Source organism: Donghicola sp. XS_ASV15 (genome assembly GCF_041224595.1).
Lineage (GTDB): Bacteria > Pseudomonadota > Alphaproteobacteria > Rhodobacterales > Rhodobacteraceae > Donghicola.
On record NZ_JBGFGN010000071.1, the window covers coordinates 1 to 21,893 of the forward strand.

The 21,893-nt window shown below is 57.5% G+C and carries 14 protein-coding genes and 1 pseudogene; 8 read left to right on the plus strand and 7 right to left on the minus strand.

From position 1 onward, the window contains the following. From AB9K37_RS01625 to AB9K37_RS01645, 5 genes and pseudogenes are all read right to left on the minus strand, one after another. Positions 1-145: pseudogene (locus AB9K37_RS01625) on the minus strand (IS5/IS1182 family transposase); the annotation flags it as partial. A gap of 208 nt (positions 146-353) precedes the next feature. Further along, on the minus strand, positions 354-4,631 hold the full coding sequence (locus tag AB9K37_RS01630; RefSeq protein WP_369835259.1) for a hypothetical protein: 4,278 nt from the start codon (positions 4,629-4,631) through the stop codon (positions 354-356). 597 nt (positions 4,632-5,228) lie between these two features. Continuing rightward, positions 5,229-5,711: a toprim domain-containing protein gene (locus AB9K37_RS01635; RefSeq protein WP_369835260.1), complete on the minus strand. Its 483-nt coding sequence runs from the start codon at positions 5,709-5,711 to the stop codon at positions 5,229-5,231. Beyond that, positions 5,594-5,875: a P-loop NTPase gene (locus tag AB9K37_RS01640; protein WP_369835261.1), complete on the minus strand. Its 282-nt coding sequence runs from the start codon at positions 5,873-5,875 to the stop codon at positions 5,594-5,596. The genes AB9K37_RS01635 and AB9K37_RS01640 overlap by 118 nt, the downstream gene beginning before the upstream one ends. A 491-nt stretch (positions 5,876-6,366) precedes the next feature. Then, complete coding sequence (locus AB9K37_RS01645) at positions 6,367-6,450, minus strand: hypothetical protein (RefSeq protein ID WP_369835272.1); 84 nt, start codon at positions 6,448-6,450, stop codon at positions 6,367-6,369. A gap of 128 nt (positions 6,451-6,578) precedes the next feature. Here AB9K37_RS01645 and AB9K37_RS01650 point away from each other — a divergent pair, with 128 nt between their 5' ends. From AB9K37_RS01650 to AB9K37_RS01675, 6 genes are all read left to right on the plus strand, one after another. After that, entirely contained in the window at positions 6,579-7,646 is a 1,068-nt protein-coding gene (locus AB9K37_RS01650) for a glycosyltransferase (RefSeq protein ID WP_369835262.1), read from the plus strand. Positions 7,647-8,184: 538 nt separating this feature from the next. Next, positions 8,185-9,102, plus strand: coding sequence for an NAD-dependent epimerase/dehydratase family protein (locus tag AB9K37_RS01655; protein WP_369835263.1), 918 nt, complete (start codon positions 8,185-8,187; stop codon positions 9,100-9,102). Further along, positions 9,072-11,942, plus strand: a complete 2,871-nt coding sequence (locus AB9K37_RS01660; RefSeq protein WP_369835264.1) for a rhamnan synthesis F family protein — start codon at positions 9,072-9,074, stop codon at positions 11,940-11,942. The genes AB9K37_RS01655 and AB9K37_RS01660 overlap by 31 nt, the downstream gene beginning before the upstream one ends. Before the next feature lie 129 nt (positions 11,943-12,071). Beyond that, the gene (locus AB9K37_RS01665; RefSeq protein WP_369835265.1) at positions 12,072-12,605 is read left to right on the plus strand and encodes a hypothetical protein; all 534 of its coding nucleotides are present in this window, start codon (positions 12,072-12,074) and stop codon (positions 12,603-12,605) included. Next, on the plus strand, positions 12,602-13,567 hold the full coding sequence (locus tag AB9K37_RS01670; protein ID WP_369835266.1) for a glycosyltransferase family 2 protein: 966 nt from the start codon (positions 12,602-12,604) through the stop codon (positions 13,565-13,567). Before AB9K37_RS01665 ends, AB9K37_RS01670 begins: the two co-directional genes overlap by 4 nt. Further along, entirely contained in the window at positions 13,564-14,712 is a 1,149-nt protein-coding gene (locus tag AB9K37_RS01675) for a glycosyltransferase family 2 protein (protein ID WP_369835267.1), read from the plus strand. The genes AB9K37_RS01670 and AB9K37_RS01675 overlap by 4 nt, the downstream gene beginning before the upstream one ends. Positions 14,713-14,716: 4 nt before the next feature. Here the strand turns inward: AB9K37_RS01675 and AB9K37_RS01680 are convergent, their stop codons facing one another. Continuing rightward, complete coding sequence (locus AB9K37_RS01680) at positions 14,717-15,589, minus strand: hypothetical protein (protein ID WP_369835268.1); 873 nt, start codon at positions 15,587-15,589, stop codon at positions 14,717-14,719. A gap of 45 nt (positions 15,590-15,634) precedes the next feature. Beyond that, entirely contained in the window at positions 15,635-16,153 is a 519-nt protein-coding gene (locus AB9K37_RS01685) for a CatB-related O-acetyltransferase (protein WP_369835269.1), read from the minus strand. 2,012 nt (positions 16,154-18,165) lie between these two features. Here AB9K37_RS01685 and AB9K37_RS01690 point away from each other — a divergent pair. Further along, a complete protein-coding gene (locus tag AB9K37_RS01690) occupies positions 18,166-19,848 on the plus strand; it encodes a calcium-binding protein (RefSeq protein ID WP_369835270.1) in 1,683 nt (560 codons plus the stop codon). Positions 19,849-20,832: 984 nt separating this feature from the next. Continuing rightward, positions 20,833-21,789 (plus strand): calcium-binding protein, encoded by a 957-nt coding sequence (locus AB9K37_RS01695; protein WP_369835271.1) that lies wholly within the window; start codon positions 20,833-20,835, stop codon positions 21,787-21,789. Positions 21,790-21,893: the final 104 nt, after the last annotated feature.

Sequence of the window (21,893 nt, forward strand, 5' to 3'; positions counted from 1 at the left end):
CAAGCGGTACACGTGCTGTAGACATCAGCCCGGCGACCAGCCTAGGATGCGTTGCCGGGCGCCCCTCTTTCGAGGGGAAGAATTCTGCCCATTCCCAATCGATCAGCTCGGACAATTTTACCAACTCGTGGCGCATGTCGATCATGTCGACCAGTCGAGGTCGCAAGAGATCGTCTTGTTCCGTGGCGCGGGAGCGGTGCTTCGTGGCAGCAGTCCCAAATTGCAGGGTTTCTGAAGGAATCCTATGAAACCCTGCAGCACAAAGCCAATACAATCACCGATTTCTCAAACAAATTCAGAAACTTGGAGGTTGTTCAAAGCCGACTAAGTATATTTATGTACTCACGATGTGCTTAAACCGCGTTTAATTGCCGCGGCCCCAAGCTCATAGAGATGGGCTGATATGCCGTAAATGTATGCGCATTTGCATTCTCTCTTTGCCATGCCAGAAATCTCTGCACCGCATTCGTATCATCCTCAATTGATACGAATGCCGGGTCGCTGTAGCTCAGCGACGGGAGAGTGACATCGTCGAGTGTTTCACCACGTAACACGGCTTCCACGGCGTTGACATGAATATCGGTCTCCCATTGCAGAGACCGCATCTTCGCGATCTCCACACCCTTGTCGCTGCGCGCGGCTAGGGCTTCCGGGTCGCTCAGGAGATGGTCGAAAGCCGCCGCAAGCGAGTGCGCGGATTGATAGGCCAGAAGAGCGGTGCCATCGGCATAATCGAACAGGTTGTTGTAGCGATAGACATCCACCGGAACACAGCCCGCGGCCATCATCTCGAACGGGATACGTGAGGGGTTGGTCAGGCTGATGCATAGGCCGATTTGCGCACTATTGTAGAGCCCATTGAGGTGGGAAATGTCATTGACCATCCCGAGGTGCTCGAATTCGAAGGGCAAATCCGGGCGCGGAGCCGAACCGTAGGTCACGATCTCAAGGTCCGGGTGCTTCTGCTTCACCAAGGCGAGCGCCTCGAGCGAAATCCGCGGCATACGGCGCGGCTTGTCGGGCTGGAACAGAACGGCGACGCGTTTGCGACGTTTGATATCTTCGAAAGGCCGATAAACCGTCGTATCGACACCCAGCCCCGCACCGATCGCCATGCCGCCGAAGCGCGACTGGATGAGATGAGGCAGCCAGTGGCCGACGCAGAGATGGTTTAGCCCCTGAGCGAAGGAATTCTCGCCGATGACATAGCCATCGGACAGCATGTTGAATTCGGCCTCGTTGTCTTGCACCAGATAGAATTTCTTGACGTCCTCATCGTATTTCTTGTTCAAGAACTCGGCGCTGTGCATGATAGTGGCGATCGCCGCATCGGGCTTGATGTCCACTTGCCAGTGGTCGTGCAGGATGGCAGCGCTGTTCTCGGTTTCCTGCTCGACATAGCCGTATTGATCGCCGCGCCCCTCCGATAGCAAATGCACTTCGTGTCCGGCGCGGGAAAGGGCTTTGACGAGATTGTAGATCGTGCGATGGCCGCCTGACCCCCAGATCGGATGGGGCGCGTATACCGCGATCTTGTGCTTGTTTCCTCGAAGCTCCGCGGGAACCGCAGCAACTCCCCCGGGCCGCGACATCGCCAGCCTCTGATGGACCGACAGTTCGTCATAGAGCGAAGCATATTCTTTCGAATTCAGGAAAGAACTGGGCCAGCGCCGGTCAAACAATCCATTGGCAGTGTGGTAATGCATTTCATAATCGGGCAGCGTCTCGTCGAGCACTGTGCTGACCTCTTCGTTCATGGTGTCGAGCTCACCGGTGCCGAAGGTCTCGTTGTGTTCGAGCGCGGCGAAAGCGTCGGCGACACGGAACTCCGGGGAAGTCATGAATCGCTCGGCGATGAGGTTGGCGAGCTGGCGCAGGTCGCTCGAGACCAAACCGTGGCGCCGGATATACTCGAAGACCTTCTTTGCCGAAGCGAGTAGCTCTTTCTGCAGCGGAACCACATGATCCGCGATGCATGCCTCTTCGCTTGCGAAAACCTCGCGCAGCGGTTCGCACTTTTCATAGCCGATCACCGATCCGCCGAGCGCATTGGAAAGGAATTCCAACGCGGCAAATTCGTTGATCGCCTCTTGCTCACCTCTTTGGGCATCGAAAAGATAGCCGATTTTTGTGCAACCTGCCGGCTGGGGGTTCAGAAAGGGGGAAAGGCCAAGGTAGTTTCCGTGCACCTCACCATTGGAAACAAGCGCGATATTGTCCTGAATGCTCCCGCGCCAGCCAATGTCAACGATCAGTCGCTTGTCTTCGGCCTTCGGGTCGAATCCGGCACCTTCGAGATAATCGACTAGGGCGGCGCGCTGCTTCCAGATACTCTGGCGGCCGCTGTCGCGAACTTCCGGATCGTTGAGGAAGTCGATCACCTTGTCGTTCTGCCAAGGATATTTCACCGGCACGTCCAGCTTGATCCCGTGGCGCGTGGCCGCCTTTTCCCAGACCTTCGGGTCGATGTTCAGCGTCACCGCGAGGGCCTGAACCGACTGGGTCGAGTACTGGCTCCACAGGCGCATAAGGTATTCGGGCGTCAGGTCTGCCAGAGACGCGGCGAAGGTGGCGCGACGGCTGACGTAAAGCATCTGAGAATCCGCATAGGATCCCAAATCATAGACGTCTAATTTCACCGCGAGTTCGTAGAGTTCCTTGAAGAAAGCCCCCTCTCGAGAAAAGAAGAAAATTCGGTCGGTGCCAATTTTCTCCGCTTCCTCAATGATGTTCAGGACGAACCCGCCAAAGACGATCGCGAGAGCGCTGGCCGGGCAAGTCGCCTCGCTCTCGTCGAAACCGACAAGCTGTGCGAGATTGCGGGCATGTTCGGTGAAATTGCCTGCGAGATGCCCATAATACGCCTTGTCGAGGGCCGCGATCCTCTGGTTGTGTGCCGGAACACTGAATAGTTCGGCGTTGAGCCCATGCTTGCGCGCCTCCTGAACGTCCGCCTGAAAGCGGTCGCCTATATGAAAAATGCCGTCGGCTTCGGCGTTTTCCCGCATCAGGACCGTGTCATAGAGATCGCCACTGCGCTTGGTTGCGAGGTGATCGCAGGACACATAAACTTGATCAAACTCCGGCAGGTCATTGTTGTACAGGATCGCCTTGAGATCTTCTTTTCCGAGATAGAAATCAGAAATGGCGATCTTACGCCCGGGGAATCCTTCGAGAATCGCCTGCACCGTTGCGTCAGGATAGGAAGCGCTCTTTTCGATCGCGATTTCGGTCTTCTTGACGCTGGCCTCGAACTCGGATTCGGAAAGTTGCAACAAGGACAGCCAGACCTTTGACATGTCCTCGAAACGAAATTCGTAAACCTCGTCGGAAGCTATGGCTTCGGCGGTTCGGCGCATCTGCATCACGTCCACAGGATGCAGCTTTGCAAGGTCCAGATTGACATTGCGCGACCGAAGCCAAAGCGCCCGCGCCGCGCGCAATTTAGTTTCGTCAGGCTGGCAGCTGCGGCGCAATACGGTATCCCATATATCACAGGACAGAACCTTGTTTTTCCCCTCGCTCAGCAGCAGCTTGATGAAAGCTTCATCGCGCGGGTTTTCTGCTTCCAGGCTCGACGCTCGATCAGATTGTATTGAGGGCAGCGCGAGATCTTCGCTCGAAAACGTCTGCTGATCTCCGAAAAGACGCAAGGCTTCGACATCGAAACCATTGCGCCCGCGAACCTCGTCCCAGTCCTCATGCGGGAGCAGGTGGACGAGTTTTTGATTCGCGTAGTAACCGGCCGTCACGCTTGTGTGCCTGTGGCAGGGCAACAGCGGTATTTGTCCAGTGGCGATCAGGTGGCGTTCGAGTGGTGTCAGATGGTCAAGCTCGCTCCCCAAATTCACCGACGGGGCAAAAGGGTCGAACCATGAGTTGGGTTTGAACCGATTCGACACACCGAAACGGATGTAATGATGAGTTATGTCGGTCGTCGTGCCCTCAACCTCAGGAAATTCACGCCGGTAAACCTCAGGGTCGAGGTGCATCCGAATCATTCCCGCGCGCATCAACTGATCGTACGGAGGCAACAGCCAAGGTTTTTGGGGGTGTGGCTTACGCCCTTCTAGATACCCAAACTCCAAATAGTGTGTAAGTGGATCGACACCGGCCTCACGCACGTCGCGGTTGGTCGCTTTATAATACTGCGCGTCAAACCGGTCGGTTAGCACTTTTCCCTGTGTGTGGCCGAAGGAAATATAATGCAGGACCGGATCTAAATCAGTCGCTTCGGCGAGATGATCCGCCGATAGCGTTTCAAAATAGGCGGATCTGTCAACATAGGGCGCTACTTTGGCATAAAGGGCTTTGCCTTCCTCGCTCAGACGTTGCGTGTGCTCCGCCTTCGCGTTGGGACGTCGCCCCTCGAATTGCCCGAAAGACAGGTAATGCTCTAGCGGAGAGATGCCGCTAGAGGCAACATCCTGATTGACTTGTATATACCATGCGCCATCGAAATATGCCGATGGTTGGCATCCAAGCTTCCAGCCATCTGCCTTATAACTATCATAGGCTTCTTTAAGCTGAAACACATTATCGGACTTGAGTGCATTCGAATAAAATTCGACATCAAGCAAATCGCTGATGGTCAAAGGCGCTTTAAAGAGTTTGTTGTTGTTAGCGGGCATCTAAGTTCCTTAAACAAATCGTTGATGGCCAAAGGCGCTTTAAAGAATCTCTTGTTTTTAGCTGGCATCTAAGTTCCTTTTCAATCGGCCTTCTGGTCTTTCATGAAATAAAAATTCAGAGGCGGATCGGCGCTGATGATGTAACCGCCCTCCTTTGTGGATCGTCGCAGACCCACCTTGGCACATCGATGCCGTCGGGGGGCGGTTACATCATCAGCGCCGCTCTGGATCAAAGATAATGGGCATCCTCTAACGCCAATATATCTTGTATGTATAATAAATTAATGCACGTATTTTGCTGTTATCCGCATATGATGATTTCCTTGTGCAGCCGCCCGTTTAGCCCGATAAATATCGGTTATCATGGATAATGATGGAATGGAGAACTGCCGTCGCTTCCCAATGTATTCCACCCTTGCAAAAGATGTATTGACCCAGCGGTTTCTGCTCAGTTTCAGCCACTAGTCTGAAGGTGTTGTCACGTTACCGCCGACGCCATCGTGAGGTGTCGGGCATGACTATGCTCCCGAGAGTCCAACTTCGATCCACAGCAGCCTCCTCACGGGACGGACAATTCCTGCGAGGCCCATATGCTTTTTATTCTGGCTCCACGATACCCCGCTCTGCCATGGCGTTCAGGGCATCGAGCCAGTCCTTGCAAGGCCGGGTGGCGCCTACGATGCGCGCAGGCGGCGCGTGGCGCTCAATGGCGGGGAGAAGACACGAAAGCTGTGCATGCAGGGCCTCACCCGCTGGTTCGTTGTCGAAGCCCGAGAATATTTGACGACCGTCTGCCAAGGTTTTCAGGCCCCGCTTTGTCCTCTGTCCGAAGCCGCCGCCGGTGCTAACGTAGAGTGTGTCGCCCCGCGCCTCTAGCTCGGCCAGGGCCAAGGCATCCAGTCCGCCTTCAAACACCACCATACGCGTAGCGCCCTTTGGATCGCCAAGAACCGATACGGTCTTTACCCCGCCTTTGGCAAAGCGTGCGGTGTTGCGGATGCCATCCTTTTCCCAAGCCTGTTCAAAGCCCAAGATGTCGCCGGTGTCAGGATGCCCGCCGCGGTCCGAAGGTCCACGCATGTTGTCCGGTCTTCAAACAGCATATCAAGGCCGGGGTTTTTGACGTCTCCGTCCACCAGTGTGAGCGGTCGCCCCACTGCTTCAAAAGCTGCCGCGGTTCTGGTGGCACACTGGGTTTTGCCCACGCCCCCTTTGTCGCCATGGATAAACAGTACACTCTTCATAGGTCACCTTTCATGTTTCGACCGTTTCTTTTGGGAGGTTGAGTCCGGCGCGGTGATTGTGCGTCAGGTCGGGATTGCCACGGAGCATTTGGCTCAGGTCGCAAAAATTCGTTGGTGGCTTTGAAAGCTTGTGGCTGCGCTGCTGGCGCGCGCTTGGGTTGTACCGGCGCGAGACCCTGTTCGGCTCGAGCCTTCTGGAGATAGTTCCGGAAGGTCTGCAGATTGATCTGCTGATCTGCGTCACGGTTAGCGTTCAGGGCAGCCACGATGTCTGTCAGAGTATGCCCCGCCAGCATCGCTGCGCGGATGTCTTCGGCAAGCGCGCGGACAAGGTCCATCAGTGGACTGCCGCGCGTTCAATGATCGGCCGGAAACGTTCGAAATCACAGTGGCGTTCAGGGTTTCGAGCGGGTCACCACCCGCCGAAATCTCGCCAACCGGTCGTCGACACTCCAGAACCCTGCTTGCTTGGTCATGATCCCCTCCACCCATCATGAGCAGTGAATCACGACGAAAGAACAGCAGCTAGAGGTTTCTGGAGGTGTCCAACTTGCATCTTCCGCTGCGTGGATCATGCTGCCGCAGAACGCGACAAGCGCGACGTTCTGAGATCCTCAGTTCGGCACGAACACGATGAATGCAAGCACGGCCCAAGAAAAGCATTCAGCCGCAAAATGTCTTGCCCTATGAAGAGTAGGGACGCATGGCACGGCCTGCAGATATCCTCGGTCAACAAGGGAAATCCCTGTCAATGCCAAAGAAACGTATGAATATCGCCACCTCCTGCAATGACAGATATGCACGGCTCGTGTTCGTCAACCTTCTCAATATCCACGAGATCCTGTGCCAGACCTATGATGTGCATTTCTATCTCATGCAGTCAGAAATCTCAGAGCCCACACTCGCCGCGCTGACGGATTTTGCAGATGGGCTCGATTTGACCTTTTACAACGTGCATGTGACCGAGCGTGCAATGTTTGAGAGCATGTCACGCTACGCCCGCGCACCGGATATCGAACGGTTCTTTGATGCGGCCTGTCACTTGTTCCTGCCCAAAGACATTGACCGAGTGCTCTATGTTGATACTGGTGATGTGTTGTTTCTCAGCGATGACTACGGGTTTTATTTTCGGGATTTCAAAGACAAATCGCTGCTGGTCACCACCTATTGGAGGCTACCAGAAGACCCGTTGGATTTCGATCAATTTCAACACCTCGGAGGTGGGTTCAACTCAGGTCATATCCTGATCAATCTGGAGCGGCTGCGAGCCCGCGGCCTGCGCCCGCAGCATTACGCCAACTATGTCGAGCGATGGGCGGCGCACATCCCCGGCAAAGAGGTGCTTTATGTCGGGGATCAAGGCTTTCTAACGGCCTTCTTTGCGGGCGAGATCGGCAAGATCAAGAAGAAGAACCGTTACAACGTAAAAGTAGTGGATCTGAACGGGCAGACACCGGACATGAACCCAAAATCAATTCACCTCAACGCGATGTTCGGCAATATCAAACCTTGGCAAGTGCCCTTCACCAGCCCGCAGGATCTTGATCGGCTGGAGCTGGCCGTCGAAACGATCAACCCAAAGACCCAGACACCGCAGCGGTATTTTACGGGGTATGAGAATAGCTGCATCCTGACGTGGTGGGATTTTTGCGCACGCACTCCGGTTTATGAAGAACTCAAACGCAAGTCTCTTCGGGATATGACACTGCTGAGATTGATGAGCCAGCGCATCAGCACTCAGGCCAGCGCCCTGCGCGACCTTATCACATAGAGACCCTATGCGAAGCCGCTCCAGACAACACACAGAGTAAGCGGCGCGCCATCGCTCTCATAGAGGGTTGGTCGCGGCTTCTCTGAGAAGGAACTAGCAGTACTCGTCTTTCGCAAGTTTAGAGACAGCACTGTCTGCTGCGTTTGATTCCGGTAGTCGCCCACCGTTTGCGTTTTCTCTAACTTCTAATCCTATTTCATGCCGAGCACGGACTATAGGCAATCATCCGCGCTCAAGTTGCGGATGTAGGAAAGCATGTGTCAACAATAGGAGATCCAATATTACCCTTAAAATCAGAAATTTAAAAATACACCTGATTTAATGATCCACCATACCCGTTGCCTCTTCAGAAGCAGCAACCAAACGCAGGTTTTGGTATGACAAAAACATGGCTTGCTCTTCTTGCAGCAAGCCATCCGGGCAAGAAGGTCTAATCCTCTGAATCCTGCCAAGGAATAGACACAGCCGGAGGGGGCAGATAGACGCAAGACATGTATGTATCGGCCACGTGATGGATACCTCGGAAGGGACGGATTTTATGAAAGCTCTTATTATCGGCGGCTGCGGCTTCATCGGCTCGCATGTGGTGGACAAGGTTCTGGCGGCAGGCGTGTCAGTGCGTGTTCTGGATCGCCGCGCTGAAATGTTCCGGCCCCCTCTGCCCGGCGTGGAATACATATTAGGAGATCTGTCGGACTCCGCTCAGATTTATGAGGCTCTTTCTGGCGTGGATGCCGTCATCCACTTGGCCAGCACCACAGTGCCCTCGACCTCGAACCTTGATCCTGTTGGAGACATCAACGGCAACCTGATCGCGACTGTGCGCCTGCTCGAGGTCATGCGGTCCGCGGGCGTGCGCAAGATGGTTTATCTGTCATCGGGCGGTACGGTGTATGGCGTGCCGCAGACCGATCCCATGGCCGAAGACCACCCCCTGAACCCGATCAGCTCCTATGGGATCGTGAAGGTCGCGATCGAGAACTACCTCTTTATGGAGCGGCAGCATCACGGGCTGGACTATGTGGCCCTGCGGGCGTCCAACCCCTATGGTCCGCGCCAAGGGCATACGGGCATTCAGGGTCTGATCGGCACCCATCTGTGGCGTCTGGCCCGCAAGGAACAGATCGAAATCTGGGGCGATGGCAGCATCGTGCGCGATTTCATTCATGTGCAGGATATGGCCGAACTCTGTCACCGCGCGCTGGTGTCGGACGTGACCGGTGTCTTTAACGCAGGCAGCGGAAAAGGGGCCTCTGTGGCCGAGGTCGTACAGAAAATTTGCGATCTGGTCGGCGGCGACGTCAAACCGATCTACAAGGACAAGCGCAATTATGACGTACCGCGGGTTGTGCTGGATACCACCCGCGCCCAAGAGGCCTTTGACTGGCAGGCCTCCATCGATCTGGATCAGGGCATTGCAGACACATGGGACTGGGTTCAGGCTCAGGTGAAGTGATCCACGCGATGTCGGCATCCAGCTCTTTTGCGGGACTCTCTGTCCGCACGCAGCAGCTGTTTTCAGAGCAGTTCGATGATGGGTTCTACCTGTCTCAACTGACCCACGGGGCGGCTAGGGACCTACGAGAGGCTGCCGAGGCTGATCCCGCAGGGCATTTCCTGTCGGCAGGCTGGCATCTGGGGCTATCCCCCTGCCGTTGGTTCGACACCCTTGGCTATCTGGCGGACAATCCGGAACTGGCCGAGGTGGGGATCAACCCGTTCCTGCACTATCTGGAAACGGGGATGGACGCCGGACGTCGCCCCATGCCCTTCTTTGTGGACCGGACATCGACCCATCCTGACCTGAAACGCTCTGGCCGTTACGAGTACGGGCCGATCCGGCACGTTCTGAATTTTGCGGCCGAGGGCGCGGCAGAGCCAGAGGCCCTGCCAGAACGGCTCGCAGTGCACATTCATCTCTATTATACAGAGATGCTGGGGCCTGTGGCGACCCTGATCGGGCGGCTGCCCTGCGGGTTTGACCTGCTCGTGTCCACCCAAGAAGACGCCGATACAGAGGCTCTGCAAACGCAACTCTCCGCCCTGCTGCCCCTTGCGCGGAGTGTGACTGTGCGGGGCGTGCCCAATCGCGGCCGGGACATGTCGCCTTGGCTGGTCTGCTTTCAGGACGAAATCCGGCAGTCGGACCTGTTCCTGCATCTTCATGGCAAGAAATCCGCTCATCACAGTTATCACAGCGGCTGGTTCGAGTTTCTGGGTCACAGCCTGCTTGGCTCGCCCGCTGTGGCGCGGCAGATGCTTTCGCTCTTTGCCAAGTACCCCGATCTGGGGATGGTGGCGCCGGGCTACTGGCAGATGCTGCGCCGCGCTCCGAATTATGGAAAGTCGCAGGACCTCTGCCGCCATCTGACGGCGCGGATGGGGATCCCCCTGCCCGACATCTGTCCCGACTTCCCTGCGGGCGGGTTCTTTTGCTGCCGCTCGGCGGTCCTGACACCGCTTCTGGATCTGAACCTCGGGTTTCAGGATTTCCCCGCCGAAGAAGGCCAGATTTGCGGCACGCTGGCCCATGCGATCGAGCGGCTCTTGGGGCAGATGCCCGGACTGATGGGCCAGCGGTTCGAGATGGTTTCCGTGGATGTGCCCTTTGAACAGGCCGGCCAGCAGCGCCGGACACTGACACCATCGCCGCTGACGCCCGATCTCGCCCTGCAAAAAGGCCCCTCGGTCTCTGTGCTCTGCACCGTCGCCCGCTGGCAAGACCACTTACCCCGCGTGCTGGCGTCAGCTCTGGATCAAGTCCCGCCCCCCACAGAGGTGATCCTCGCCGATATCTCGGAAGGACCCCGCGTGCTGACCGAGGTGATGGCGCGGTTCCCTGCCCAATTGGCCACAGGGCAGCTGAAACTCATTGCGCCTTCGGGGGTGATCCGCGCCGATGGCTACAACCTCGCTCTGGACGCGGCCGAGGGCGATATCTTGGCCTATCAGACCGAAAACCGGATATGGGCGCCCGGGTATCTGGCGCAGCTGCGGGCGGCCTTCCGGAAGGCTCCAGAGGCCATGAGCCTCTATACCAATTTGCAGGGCGCCCCGGCAGGACAGGACAGCGCAGCGGGCAGGCTACGGTTGCTGGGGGCACACCGCCCCACGATGCTGGCCCAAGACCTGATGGATCTGACGGTCTTTGCCCACCGCCGGCAGCTGACCGACACCGGACTGCGCTTTGCCCCCGATCTAAAGGAAGAGGCCGGATGGGATTTTATCCTGCGGGCCACGCACACTCAGGCGCCCCTCCATCTGGACCACAGCTATTGCGCCTGCCTTGACCAAGGACGCCGCCCCGCGGCCCCGCGCCGCGATGGGGTCCGTCTGAAACACAGGGCAGAGCGGCTGTATTGGCAGCAGGACAGCCTGCAGATCGCGCTGAAAATCCCTGCCCCGCGCCCCGCCTATAAACACCGCTGGGGCGATCTGCATCTGGCGGAAAGTCTGGCCAAAGCGCTGGACCGTCTGGGATGCCGCACGCGGGTCGACATTCTACCGGACTGGTACACCCATCACCCCGAAGATGACGCGGTGATCGTCCTGCGCGGTGTCACGCCCTATACGCCCGACCCGCGCCATATCAACATGATGTGGCATATCAGCCATCCCGCCCGCGTCACCCTCGACGAGATGCGCGGTTATGATCATGTCTGCGTCAGCGCCTATCCCGAGGCTGCGCGGATCATCGAACAGCTGGGAATGCAGGCCTCGGTCATGCTGCAATGCGCGGACCCCGAGCGCTTTCATCCAGAGGTCGATCTGACCGGCGTGCCCCATCACGACCTGCTGTTCGTCGGCAACTCGCGCAAGACCGCCCGCTGGATGCCGCAGGCCTGCGTCGACCAAGGCCTGCCCGTGGCCATCTATGGCGCCGAATGGCAGGGGCTGATCCCCCCGCAATATGTCAAAGGCACCCATGTCCCCAACAATCGGCTCGCCGCCTATTACCGCGCGGCCCGGATCGTTCTGAACGACCATTGGGCAGATATGGCCGATCTGGGGTTTGTGTCGAACCGGATCATGGATGCAGGCATGGCCGGGGCGATGGTGATCTCGGATCACTTCTCCGGCGAAGAGGCGCTGATGGGACAGGTCGTCACCTGCCGCAATCCCGCCGAGGTCAAAGAAGCGGCCCAATACTATCTTGCGCACGAAGACGAGCGGTTGAAACAGGCCGCGGCCCTGCACCGTCTGGTCATGCTGCATCACAGAGTCGACCAGCGCGCCGAACAGGTGCTGAAGACCCTGCGCGGGCTGCACGAGGACCGGCTCTTGGGCCGGCGCTAGCGCCCCCTCGGCACCAATCCGCGCCACAGGAAGTTGACCTTGAAACCACGCGCCAAACCCGTCTAAACAAACCAGACAGTATGACTTGCGTGTTTCTGAAGCACCGGATTTCAAAGATTAGAGGCAGATATGGAACACAACCTCGATTTCGGCGCTGAAGCGCAAGCAAACCACGCACTGGCGGTGCTCCGCGCTCAGTCTTTTGACCGCAAAGTCGCCTCGGGCGAACAGTTTTCCCCCGGCGTTTTTGTTCTGCTGGACGAGGAAAGCGATACTTCGGTTCACGCAACCAGCCAGCCCGGCACCCTGCTGGACCTGTCCTTCAAGACCCGCCGCCCCGGCCGCTGGTTGTCTTTGAACATCCAGATGGGCGAATGCGATCTGACCGGCCGCGACATCGCGGGCTTCATGTGCAAAGTCACCTCCGAGGCGACCATGACCTTTCGCGTCTGCCTGCGCAGCGGCCATGAGGGCGGATTTCAGGATGCCTTCTTTGGCAAGCGGGTGATCTCGTATTCGGCCCCCAGCACCCATGCGGACCTGATGAAGCTGGCAGAGCGCGATGACGTGCCCGCACAGGCGCCTTGGCGCGAGCTGATGCTGTTCCTGCCCCCTGACGTGCGCCAGATCTCTCTCAAAGACCTTGCTCTTTTTGGTGTATGACGCTTTCGGTCGTCATCCCTGTCCGGAATGACCCTGACGGACTGACCCGTCTGCTCACGCAACTGTCGCAGATGCAGATCGCGGAGCGTATTCTGGTCTGCGATGATGCCAGCGACATCCCGTGCCGTCCCGCTGATCTGGGGTTCGACGAGGCAGGCATGGGCATCACCTATTTGCGTAGCGACGCCCACCTTGGGGCGGGCCATGCCCGCAACATGGGGATCAGGGCGCTCGAAACCGATCATGTGCTGTTCTTTGACTCCGACGACCTACTGACGGACGATCTGCCCCTGCTGCTGGCCGATCTGACGGGTCATGAGTTCGATTTCTGCATATTCCGGCATATCGACAGCCGCCAACGGGACAAGGGCACGCCCGGTCCGATGCCCTCGGATCAGGACCTGTGGGAACAGGCAGGCCTCATGTCCGACACGCCCTTTCTGATCGACCGTTCCCAAGCGGCGCAGATTGTCATGATCTCGGCCTATCCGTGGAACAAGATCTACCGGACTGCCTTCCTCCAGGAGGCCGCGATCCGGTGCACGGAAATCCCCGTCCATAACGACATCGAGTTGCACTGGACCGGCTTTTTGAAAGCCGAGCGCATCTATGCCTCTGCCCGCCTGTGCTGCGAGCATTTCGTGCACAAGCACGGGGACCGGTTGACCAACCAGCGCGGGCAAGAACGGCTGCGGGTGTTCGAAGCCTTGGATCCACTTCATGATGTCTTGCACGACACCGCCCAAGAGACGGTGTTCCTGCTGCCCATGGCGCGTTTCTACACCCGCCTCTTCGGCTGGATCCTGACGACCCTGGACAGCAGCCATCACCAGACCTTCTACCACAAGGTGGCGGACTTCCTTCTCGACCAGCACACACCGACCACCATGGCCCTCATCGCGGCCGAGGACCCCGGACTGGCGCGCCACATCAATAGCTTGATCCGCAGGGGATGGGCATGATGCTGTCATTCATCGTCACCTCGTGGAACATCGAAGACTATATCGGCCCCTGTCTGGACAGTCTGATCCCCTGCTTGCGGCCCGGGGATCAGGTGATCCTTGTGGATGACGGCTCTGATGACTGCACCTGCGAGGAAATCGAAGCCCGTTTCCACATGCTGGCCGCGTGCGGTGTCGATCTGCTGCCAGTGTTTTTAGGGGCCAACACCCAAGGCGGCGTCGGCATCCCCGCCAATATCGGCCTGTCCGAGGTCACCGGTGATGCGGTCTTCTTTGTCGACGGGGATGACTGGGTGGATGCGGCCGGCCTGAACGCCGCCCGCCAGCGGTTCGAGACCACACCCTGCGATGTCCTTATCGCCAACTACAATGTCTATCACGATACCGAAGATCGGTTCTCTGCGCCCCCCGACACCCCTCTCTGGCAACGCGTGCCCGCAGCCGCCACCCCGGCAGAGCGCCGCCATCTGGCCCTGCAAATGGTGGGCGTGCCCTGGCGCAAAATGTACCGCACGGCGTTTCTGGAAAAGCATGGCCTTCGCTTTCCCGAAGGCCCCTTCTTTTACGAGGACAACCCGTTTCACTGGCAGGTCTGTCTGGCCGCGCAAGACATCGCCTTTTTGAACCAGACAGTTTGCAGCCACCGTGTCGCGCGGGCGGGCCAAACCATGGCCGCGACCGGCATGGAACTGGCGGTCTTCTTTGACCACTACGACCGGATCGTGTCGCAACTGCCCGGCCCGAAGCACCGTCCTGACGCCCTGCGCTGGCTCTTGGAAAACATGGCCTGGCACATCGACCGGATGGCACCCTCGGCCTATTGGCCTTATGCCCTCCGCGCCCAAGACACCCTGTCCCGCATCGCCGAAGGGGACTGGACCGCGATGCGCCACGACCCTGTCGCCCTGCGCGCGTGGGGCCCTGCCCGTCTACTTGCCCGCGGGGATCTGGCGGGTGTGGTCTCGGCCTGGCAGCAACAGGCCGTTCTGCGCCGCCTGGACCATCTGGAAGAGCGGCTCGATCGTACAGAACACGAGACCGCAGCGCGGCTGGGTCACCTGACCCACATGACCGAAGGCCTCTTTGCGGTGCAGGAATTCGACGCGCTGAAGGCCCTGCGCCCTACACGCAAAGACGGGCGCTGACCAATCAGGCTGGCAGAGACCACATATCCACGCGGGGCAGCGCCTTGATCGCCGCGATGTCGGCACGGTAGCGCAGGGTCAGGGCCTCTTTTTCCTCGGGCGTCCAAGGGGAATAAGCCTGCCCGCCCTCTCGCGGATGGGTACTAAGCGCGTTGGTCAAATCCTGCGCAGTGACGCTCTCTGGACCGCGGGCCGCGGCCAGATCATGCAGCGCCATCATCGCGTCATGGGAAAACCCTTCCCGCCGAGAGACCCCGTCTTGCACGCGCATCCAATGGTCAGGGCGGACTGTCTCACAGACCCAGCTCAACAGCTCGGCCTCGCGATTGCGCAGGGCCTCGGCGCGGTAGACTTTCAGGCGGGCACCGGGGAACGCCGCCAGCAACCGCTCGGCCAAATCACACCAAGACAGCGCGGAAAATCCGGTCTTCTGGAAGGCCTCGAAGGTTTGGAACGGTTGCGCCTTGAGCGTCTCGCAATAGAGCGAGGGCAGAAAACCCGCGTAATTCCGGATACCCAGCACCAGAACCGGCTTTGCAAGGCCCACCGCCTGTGCAATCCGCAGGGCGCGCTCCTCTCCTTCTGGATAGAGACCTTGAGGCGCGAGTGCGTCCTGCACCAGCGACAGGATATTCTCGTCAAAGATCAGATGGCGCCCTGCGCTGCCCGAGATGGGCCTCAAGGGAGGAGCCGCTTTGGGCCCCGCCAGATCAGGCGAGAGCACAGGTTTGGTATATCGGCCGCGAAAGGCCTGAAGCCCCACATAGAGCAGCCCGCCATGCGCCAAAGCCGGACGGGACCGCGCCAGAATATCCTGCAGATAGGTCGTGCCGGTCTTATGCGCCCCGAGCCAGAGGATGTCTTGTGTACTACGCATGATCTCTCGGCGCCCCACTAACCGAATATCGCCAGACGCGAGAGCCTATAATCCTATCAATATAACATCAACGCCAAAGGGCTTGCGTGACGTTCGCCCATAGCGCCTTGAAAACGGGGCATATGCCTCTTCACGCAGGCCGAGCCCCTCTCCTTCCTTGTAAATTTCATGGAACCGCTTCGGATGGTGAAGGACGGCACCTGAACGCACTTTCTGCTCGATCTCTGCAAGAGCGGCTTCTGGTGTGTCCCACGTGATATTCGCCCCGATCAGATTGTAGTTCCACCACTTTAAGGCAGTGATCTTCTCGACCAGATGATCCGGGAACCGCTTTCGGATTTCACGCGCTGGAACTCCCGCGACAACAGTGAACGGTGGGATGTCTTTTGTCACGACGGCCCCCGTGCCGATAACGCTTCCATCTCCAATCGAAACTCCGGAAATGAGCTTCACGCCCGCGCCAATCCAAACATCATTCCCGATGGTGGTCTTGGGCATCTTTTCGAAGTTCTGTTCGGGCGGGGTGTGGGCAAATTCACCCGAGAAAACAGCTTCATAGGCCACGGGAGATGTGGTTAGGAAGTCGACAGGATGTTGAGAAAGCGTTTGAACACCATCCCCGATGCTAGAATAACGCCCAATCTCCACGTTATGCAGAGCGGTTCTCGGGCTCACATACGAAAAGGCGCCGAGCCGCAAATTTGAAACCGTCGCATCGGGGGAAAATCCGAGAGGGGTTTTCCAAGAATACTTTACCCGAAAGATTTGTTTTCTTTGAAACCTGTATTGAGGCAGTCGACGCCACGCAGAGCACTCCGAATGAAAAATTCCAGTCAGGGCCGTTCTCAGATTTATAGTCCAGGCCAACGGCATTAGCGGCCTAGCCGGATAAAGCGCGTGACGCAATCATTCTGGGCTGCTTTCAACCAGAGCGCACGCACCCGTGCATGTGCATCATGTCTCCGGACACCGCCTGCGCGCAATTCCAAGGGAGGCGGCGCCCATGGACAGCTTGGTGAGGCTCTCAGGCAAAGGTTTTCAATGGTCGTCTGTAGGAGCCACGCACATCTAACGTAATGGCCAAGAGCCTCACCAAACACACATCCCCCCAGCAAATCATGCTGAGCAGATGATACTCACAAGACATTAGCTCTCCAGCGTCTCGAGAACCACAAAAATCCTAGCGCAGTTTGATCGAACTGTCATGACACCATGCGGGCGATTTTAGGCCACCGGACCAGTTTGTCGTCTGCACCCGTTAGACGTCCGTAGGTTTTGGTCACATCAGTGACAGAATGCCCACCTTTTGCGCCAGACAAAGCCTACCCCGCTCTGACGACAGAGAGGCCTTGGGCCACCCCACAGCACAAGGACTTACGTGAATTTCGAGTTTAAATATCTTTTTGATATTTTAATCCAGCAAGAGCAACGGGCCGCGATGCTCAAAGAGCCCTTGCCGCTCCAAGATCCTCCACAAGAGATTAGATTACATAACTCTTTGCGGCACGAGGGTTCACCGACCAAGCATCTCGCCCGCATCATCCGAGACCTCCTATCAGTATGGAGACCCCTCAGGAAACGAAGCGTTAATGACAGATTAATTCAAATGATTGCCATCAACAACCACATCACAAAACGCATCCCGAAAGACCTGCCGCCGCCTTTTCGGCCGATATAGATGCACCACGAATGCAACTACTGGTTGTGGATCAATTTTATTATTTCTTCTAGAGAGTCAGTGCTCAGATGGCGATAGAAACACCGGCTTTTGCATATATAGCTTGGCGGAAACAGGGCACCCTCAACCCCAGGAAGATCTAGCGAGACCTACGCTGCCCTAGGTCGACCCCTCTCCGAAAGCGGCGCGCGCACACCAAACCACCCAAAGATGTAAAACCGCACATAACAATAATGCACTTTAACTGCAGGATGCTACCAGATCACCCGACACAAACATCGATCGCTGCCGTACCTGGCACAGCCCCGGCCATGACCCAAAGATAGCGCAATTCCCCGAATGACTAGGTTTCCGCCCTCTGCCGCCCCAAAGCGGCCTCTCTCCGATTCTAAGGCACCATACAAATTTGCCGCACAGCAGCAGGATGACTACTAAAAACGCTAAACAAGGGCCAATAAAAACATCAGACGTCTAGCACCCCAGGAAACTCTCTTTTTCGAAAACACCCGGTAGACCCCTGTTTTTGCGGTCTGATTGTTTCAGAATGCGATATATTGCGCGACTTTTCTCGCGACCTGTTGCATCCCGGCCTCAATCGGCCCCAACTTTCCCTTTATCGACGGCCAGAGTGAAAAGGTAATGAAAGTGCGTCTTGATCCACGGTGAAATTTGCTTTCTAGTCTCGACACGTGCAGGCGTAAGGTAATTTTCAGAACGAGAGGCAGAGAAGCACGCAACAGGCAGACACACAACGCGGTGGCAGCAGACCTATTTGTAGGCTGTACCTGAACGTTGACATCTTACCTGTACCGCTGCTAGCTCCGCTCAACCTTCTTAAAGAGCCTACTATGCGCTCTGCAGGATGATTATGAAGATTCTCAAGTAGGAGATGAGAAGAATGGCTGTAATTAACGGAACACAGGCCGGTGAAAACCTCGGCGGCACCAACGATGCAGACGTCATCACCGGCTTCGCTGGCGATGACGTCATCAACGGTGCACCTGGCAACGACAGCATTGACGGTGGCGCAGGCAACGACAACATCGACGGCGGCGAAGGTGACGATATCATCACCGTTGCGCAAGCGGCTGACCTGGGAACCTCCACTATCGCTGGTGGCGCAGGCTCCGACACCCTCGTATCGGGCTTGGCAGACGGCGACGACCTGATCGAAGCAGCGGGCACCGAGACCCTTTGGGGCGTGGCCGGCGTTGAGCTGATCGAAGCAGCGGGCACCGAGACCCTTTGGGGCGTGGCCGGCGTTGAGCTGAACACCGTTGAATTCGTTCAGGTCAGCAACGCAAGCAACTTCATGCTGGACCTCAGCAACGACGCAATCTTCGCGTTTGACCAGACCCTGACCACCGCTGACACCGCCGCTGTTGCGGCGACCGACGTTGATGCAGAGACCTACACCGCCTCTTCCGGTGCAGTGGCCGGAAACGGCTTCGTAGCAGACGAGAACAAGGGCATCACCATCGGTGGCACAACCTACGTTGACGGCGACAGCTTCGAGAGCACCCTTGGCGGCACCGTGAATGTTGCGTGGGATGCCGGTACCCTTAACTGGACGCTGGCATACACCCCCGCAGCGACCAGCCTCTACGCTGTTGGTGTTACTGCTGATTCGACTGACGATGTTCTTGATCAAGCGCTTGTCGCGACCATTTATGACGCAAACGGCACAACCGCTGACGTCTCGGTCACGCTGGCTCTGAACCTGAATGAGAACTTCGACGCAACTGCGGCAACTGCTGGCATCACCTCCAAAGGTGACACCCAAGCCAACAACATGACCGGTTCGGCATTCAATGACGTGATCTGGGCAGGCGCAGGCGACGCAGAGAACGACACCATCGATGGTCTCGCAGGCGACGACATCCTCGCGGGTGGCGGCGGCACCGACACCGTTGACGGTGGCGCAGGCGCAGACACCATATACGGTGGCGCAGGCGCAGACGACCTTGACGGTGACGCGGGCGACGACGTGATCTGGGCTGGTGAGGGTAATGACTCTGCCGTAGACGGTGGCACCGGCAACGACACCATCGGTGGCGGCGCAGGCGCAGACACCCTTAACGGTGAAGACGGTGATGACGTTCTGTTTGCTGGTTCGGACGTCGCAAATGACAGCCTGGCCGGTGGCGCAGGCGCAGACACCATCTATGCAGGTGCTGGTGAAGACACCATTGCAGGCGGCAACGGCGATGACCTGATCTTCAACGGCGGAGGCAGCGACACCATTGACGGTGGTGCAGGTGCTGACACCATCTGGGGCGGCGCAGGCAACGACCAGATCAATGCCGCAAATGACGATGGCGATGACGTCTTCGCGTTTGTTGCAGGCAACGGCAACGACACCATCTCGTTCTTTGATCTGGAAAGCGCTGTGACCGGCGAAACAGGCGACGTTCTGGATCTGTCGGCCTTCGGCTTTGCAGACACCGCAGCTGTTCTGGACGCGACTTCGGATGTTGGCGGCATTGCAACCATCGCACTCGCACCCGGCCAGACCATCACTCTGACCAACCTGACCACTGCGCAACTGCAAGCAGCAACCGACGACTGGGTCATGGTCTAATCAGCTTAACGCTTAGCGATATTCAAAGGGGCTCTTCGGGGCCCCTTTTTCTTTGGCCTGTTTGATTTCAGAACAGGCGCGGTCCCAATGCGCAGCGCAGGTTCTGATGGAACCCGGCCGAGTCCCCTTCCCCCAAGCGATGGCATTCCGGAAAACCATACCCGCCATTTCCGGAAATCCCCGAACCTGACAGCCCTGCAAACAGATCCCCGCCCTGATCAGCCTGTGCTGCACTGCAAAAAACAGTGCCTCTTCTTTCGCTTTTTGCGACAAGTTGGGATTTTACGAACGGCGCCTCCTGAAACATTCACTGCCCCGAGAATCGCACCGCCTTGGCGCTTTGGACCTGCCTGATCTACAGCGTAGTCCGGACCCTTTGCTGCTTTGCACAGCAGACACCATTACAAAGGGCTGTGTCATATCGCAGCTCTGGCGCCCCCAGTTCGACCCCGCATACAATTTCCATGGCCTACATCATAAGCGCACCACATAAGAAGCATCACCGCCTGACAGCGGCGCTATCCACAACAACCTAAAAAATATAGATAAAATTCGGGTATTTCCCTGTAGCGTGGTCAGCACACGCTTCTGTCCCAGAAATCGAAACCGATTGTCGCGTAGCCCTGGCGCCTGCTGCTGCACAGGCGTTGACAGGGCAGGCACCCCCCCAAAATATCCGGGCGATCTCTCGTACAAAGCGTCAGCTAATCCGCCCAATCACCCGCCAAAATCACAGCCTATTTCCAATGCCCTGTCCGACAGAGATGCCTCTGCCGGACCCTCGCAAACACCTCGGGAATTTCCGGTAACGATGGCGAAAAGCAATAACAGGTTTAGTATCATCTCTTGAGTGCGTCTCATATCCGTACCGCAACTTTAAGTTGACACCTCTGCTTTTCGACTGCTAGCTCAGCCTCACCACCAAAGTGCGTTCCTGCGCATTGACGTGCGATTATTTAAGATTTTCAGATAGAAGATGAGAAAATGGCTGTAATTAACGGACAAGACGCCGCAACACCCACCGGCGACGATCACCTGACCGGCGGTGTCGAAGCGGACATCATCTATGCTTATGATGGCAACGACACGCTGAATGGCATGGGCGGTAATGACACCCTTGAGGGTGGCCGCGGCGACGACATTCTAAATGGTGGCGACGGCGATGACGTGCTCATCGGCGGGGCTGGCAACGACCACATGTTTGCTGGTGCAGGCAACGACACCTTTACCTATGAGCTGACCACTCCCGGTGTCCTGCACAACAACCTTGTTGATGGTGGCACGGGCGACGATACCCTTGTGGCCTCCGTGAGTGCTGGCGATACCTTCGTCAACAGCGAGGATCATGACAGCGCCATCGACGGCGTCACGTTCAGCCTCCGCAGCGTCGAATACGTTAAAGTCGCAAATTACGGCGACTACCTGCTAGACCTGAGCGCAGATGCTATCTTTGGCAGCGGCGACAATGATCTGACTTCGGATGACGGCGATGCAGTGAGCACCACTCTGTCGGCAATGGCGTACACCGCGTCCACTGGCGTGATCTCGACTCTGGTTGCAGATCAGGCAGCTGGGGTCCAGATCAACGGCGTCTCCTATGGCGGCACGAACCAGCCGACGTCCTTCGCGACCACCAATGGCGGCACCGTCGCTGTGACCTATGTCGATAACGAGTGGGTTCTGACCTACACACCAGTTGCTGAAGCGGGATACATGGTTGGTGATGCAAGCACAGCTGCCGACGATATCACCGATGGCACTCTGACCACCGTCATCGCCGACGCAGACGGCAACACCATGACCGTGGAAATTCCTCTTAGCGTTAACTACGACGCGGATATCGACGCTTCGGGCGCGACCGAAGGTCTCGCTCTGCGCGGCGACGCTCAGGAAAACGTCATCATGGGGTCTGCTCCGGCTGAGTGCAGAATGACACCCTAAGACCGGAGATCACCTGGTTTTCCACCTGTATTCGCCTGTGAGCAGGATATGCGCCCATCCGAGGGGCGAGATATGCGCCAGAAGGTCTGACGAACAGTCGAGAC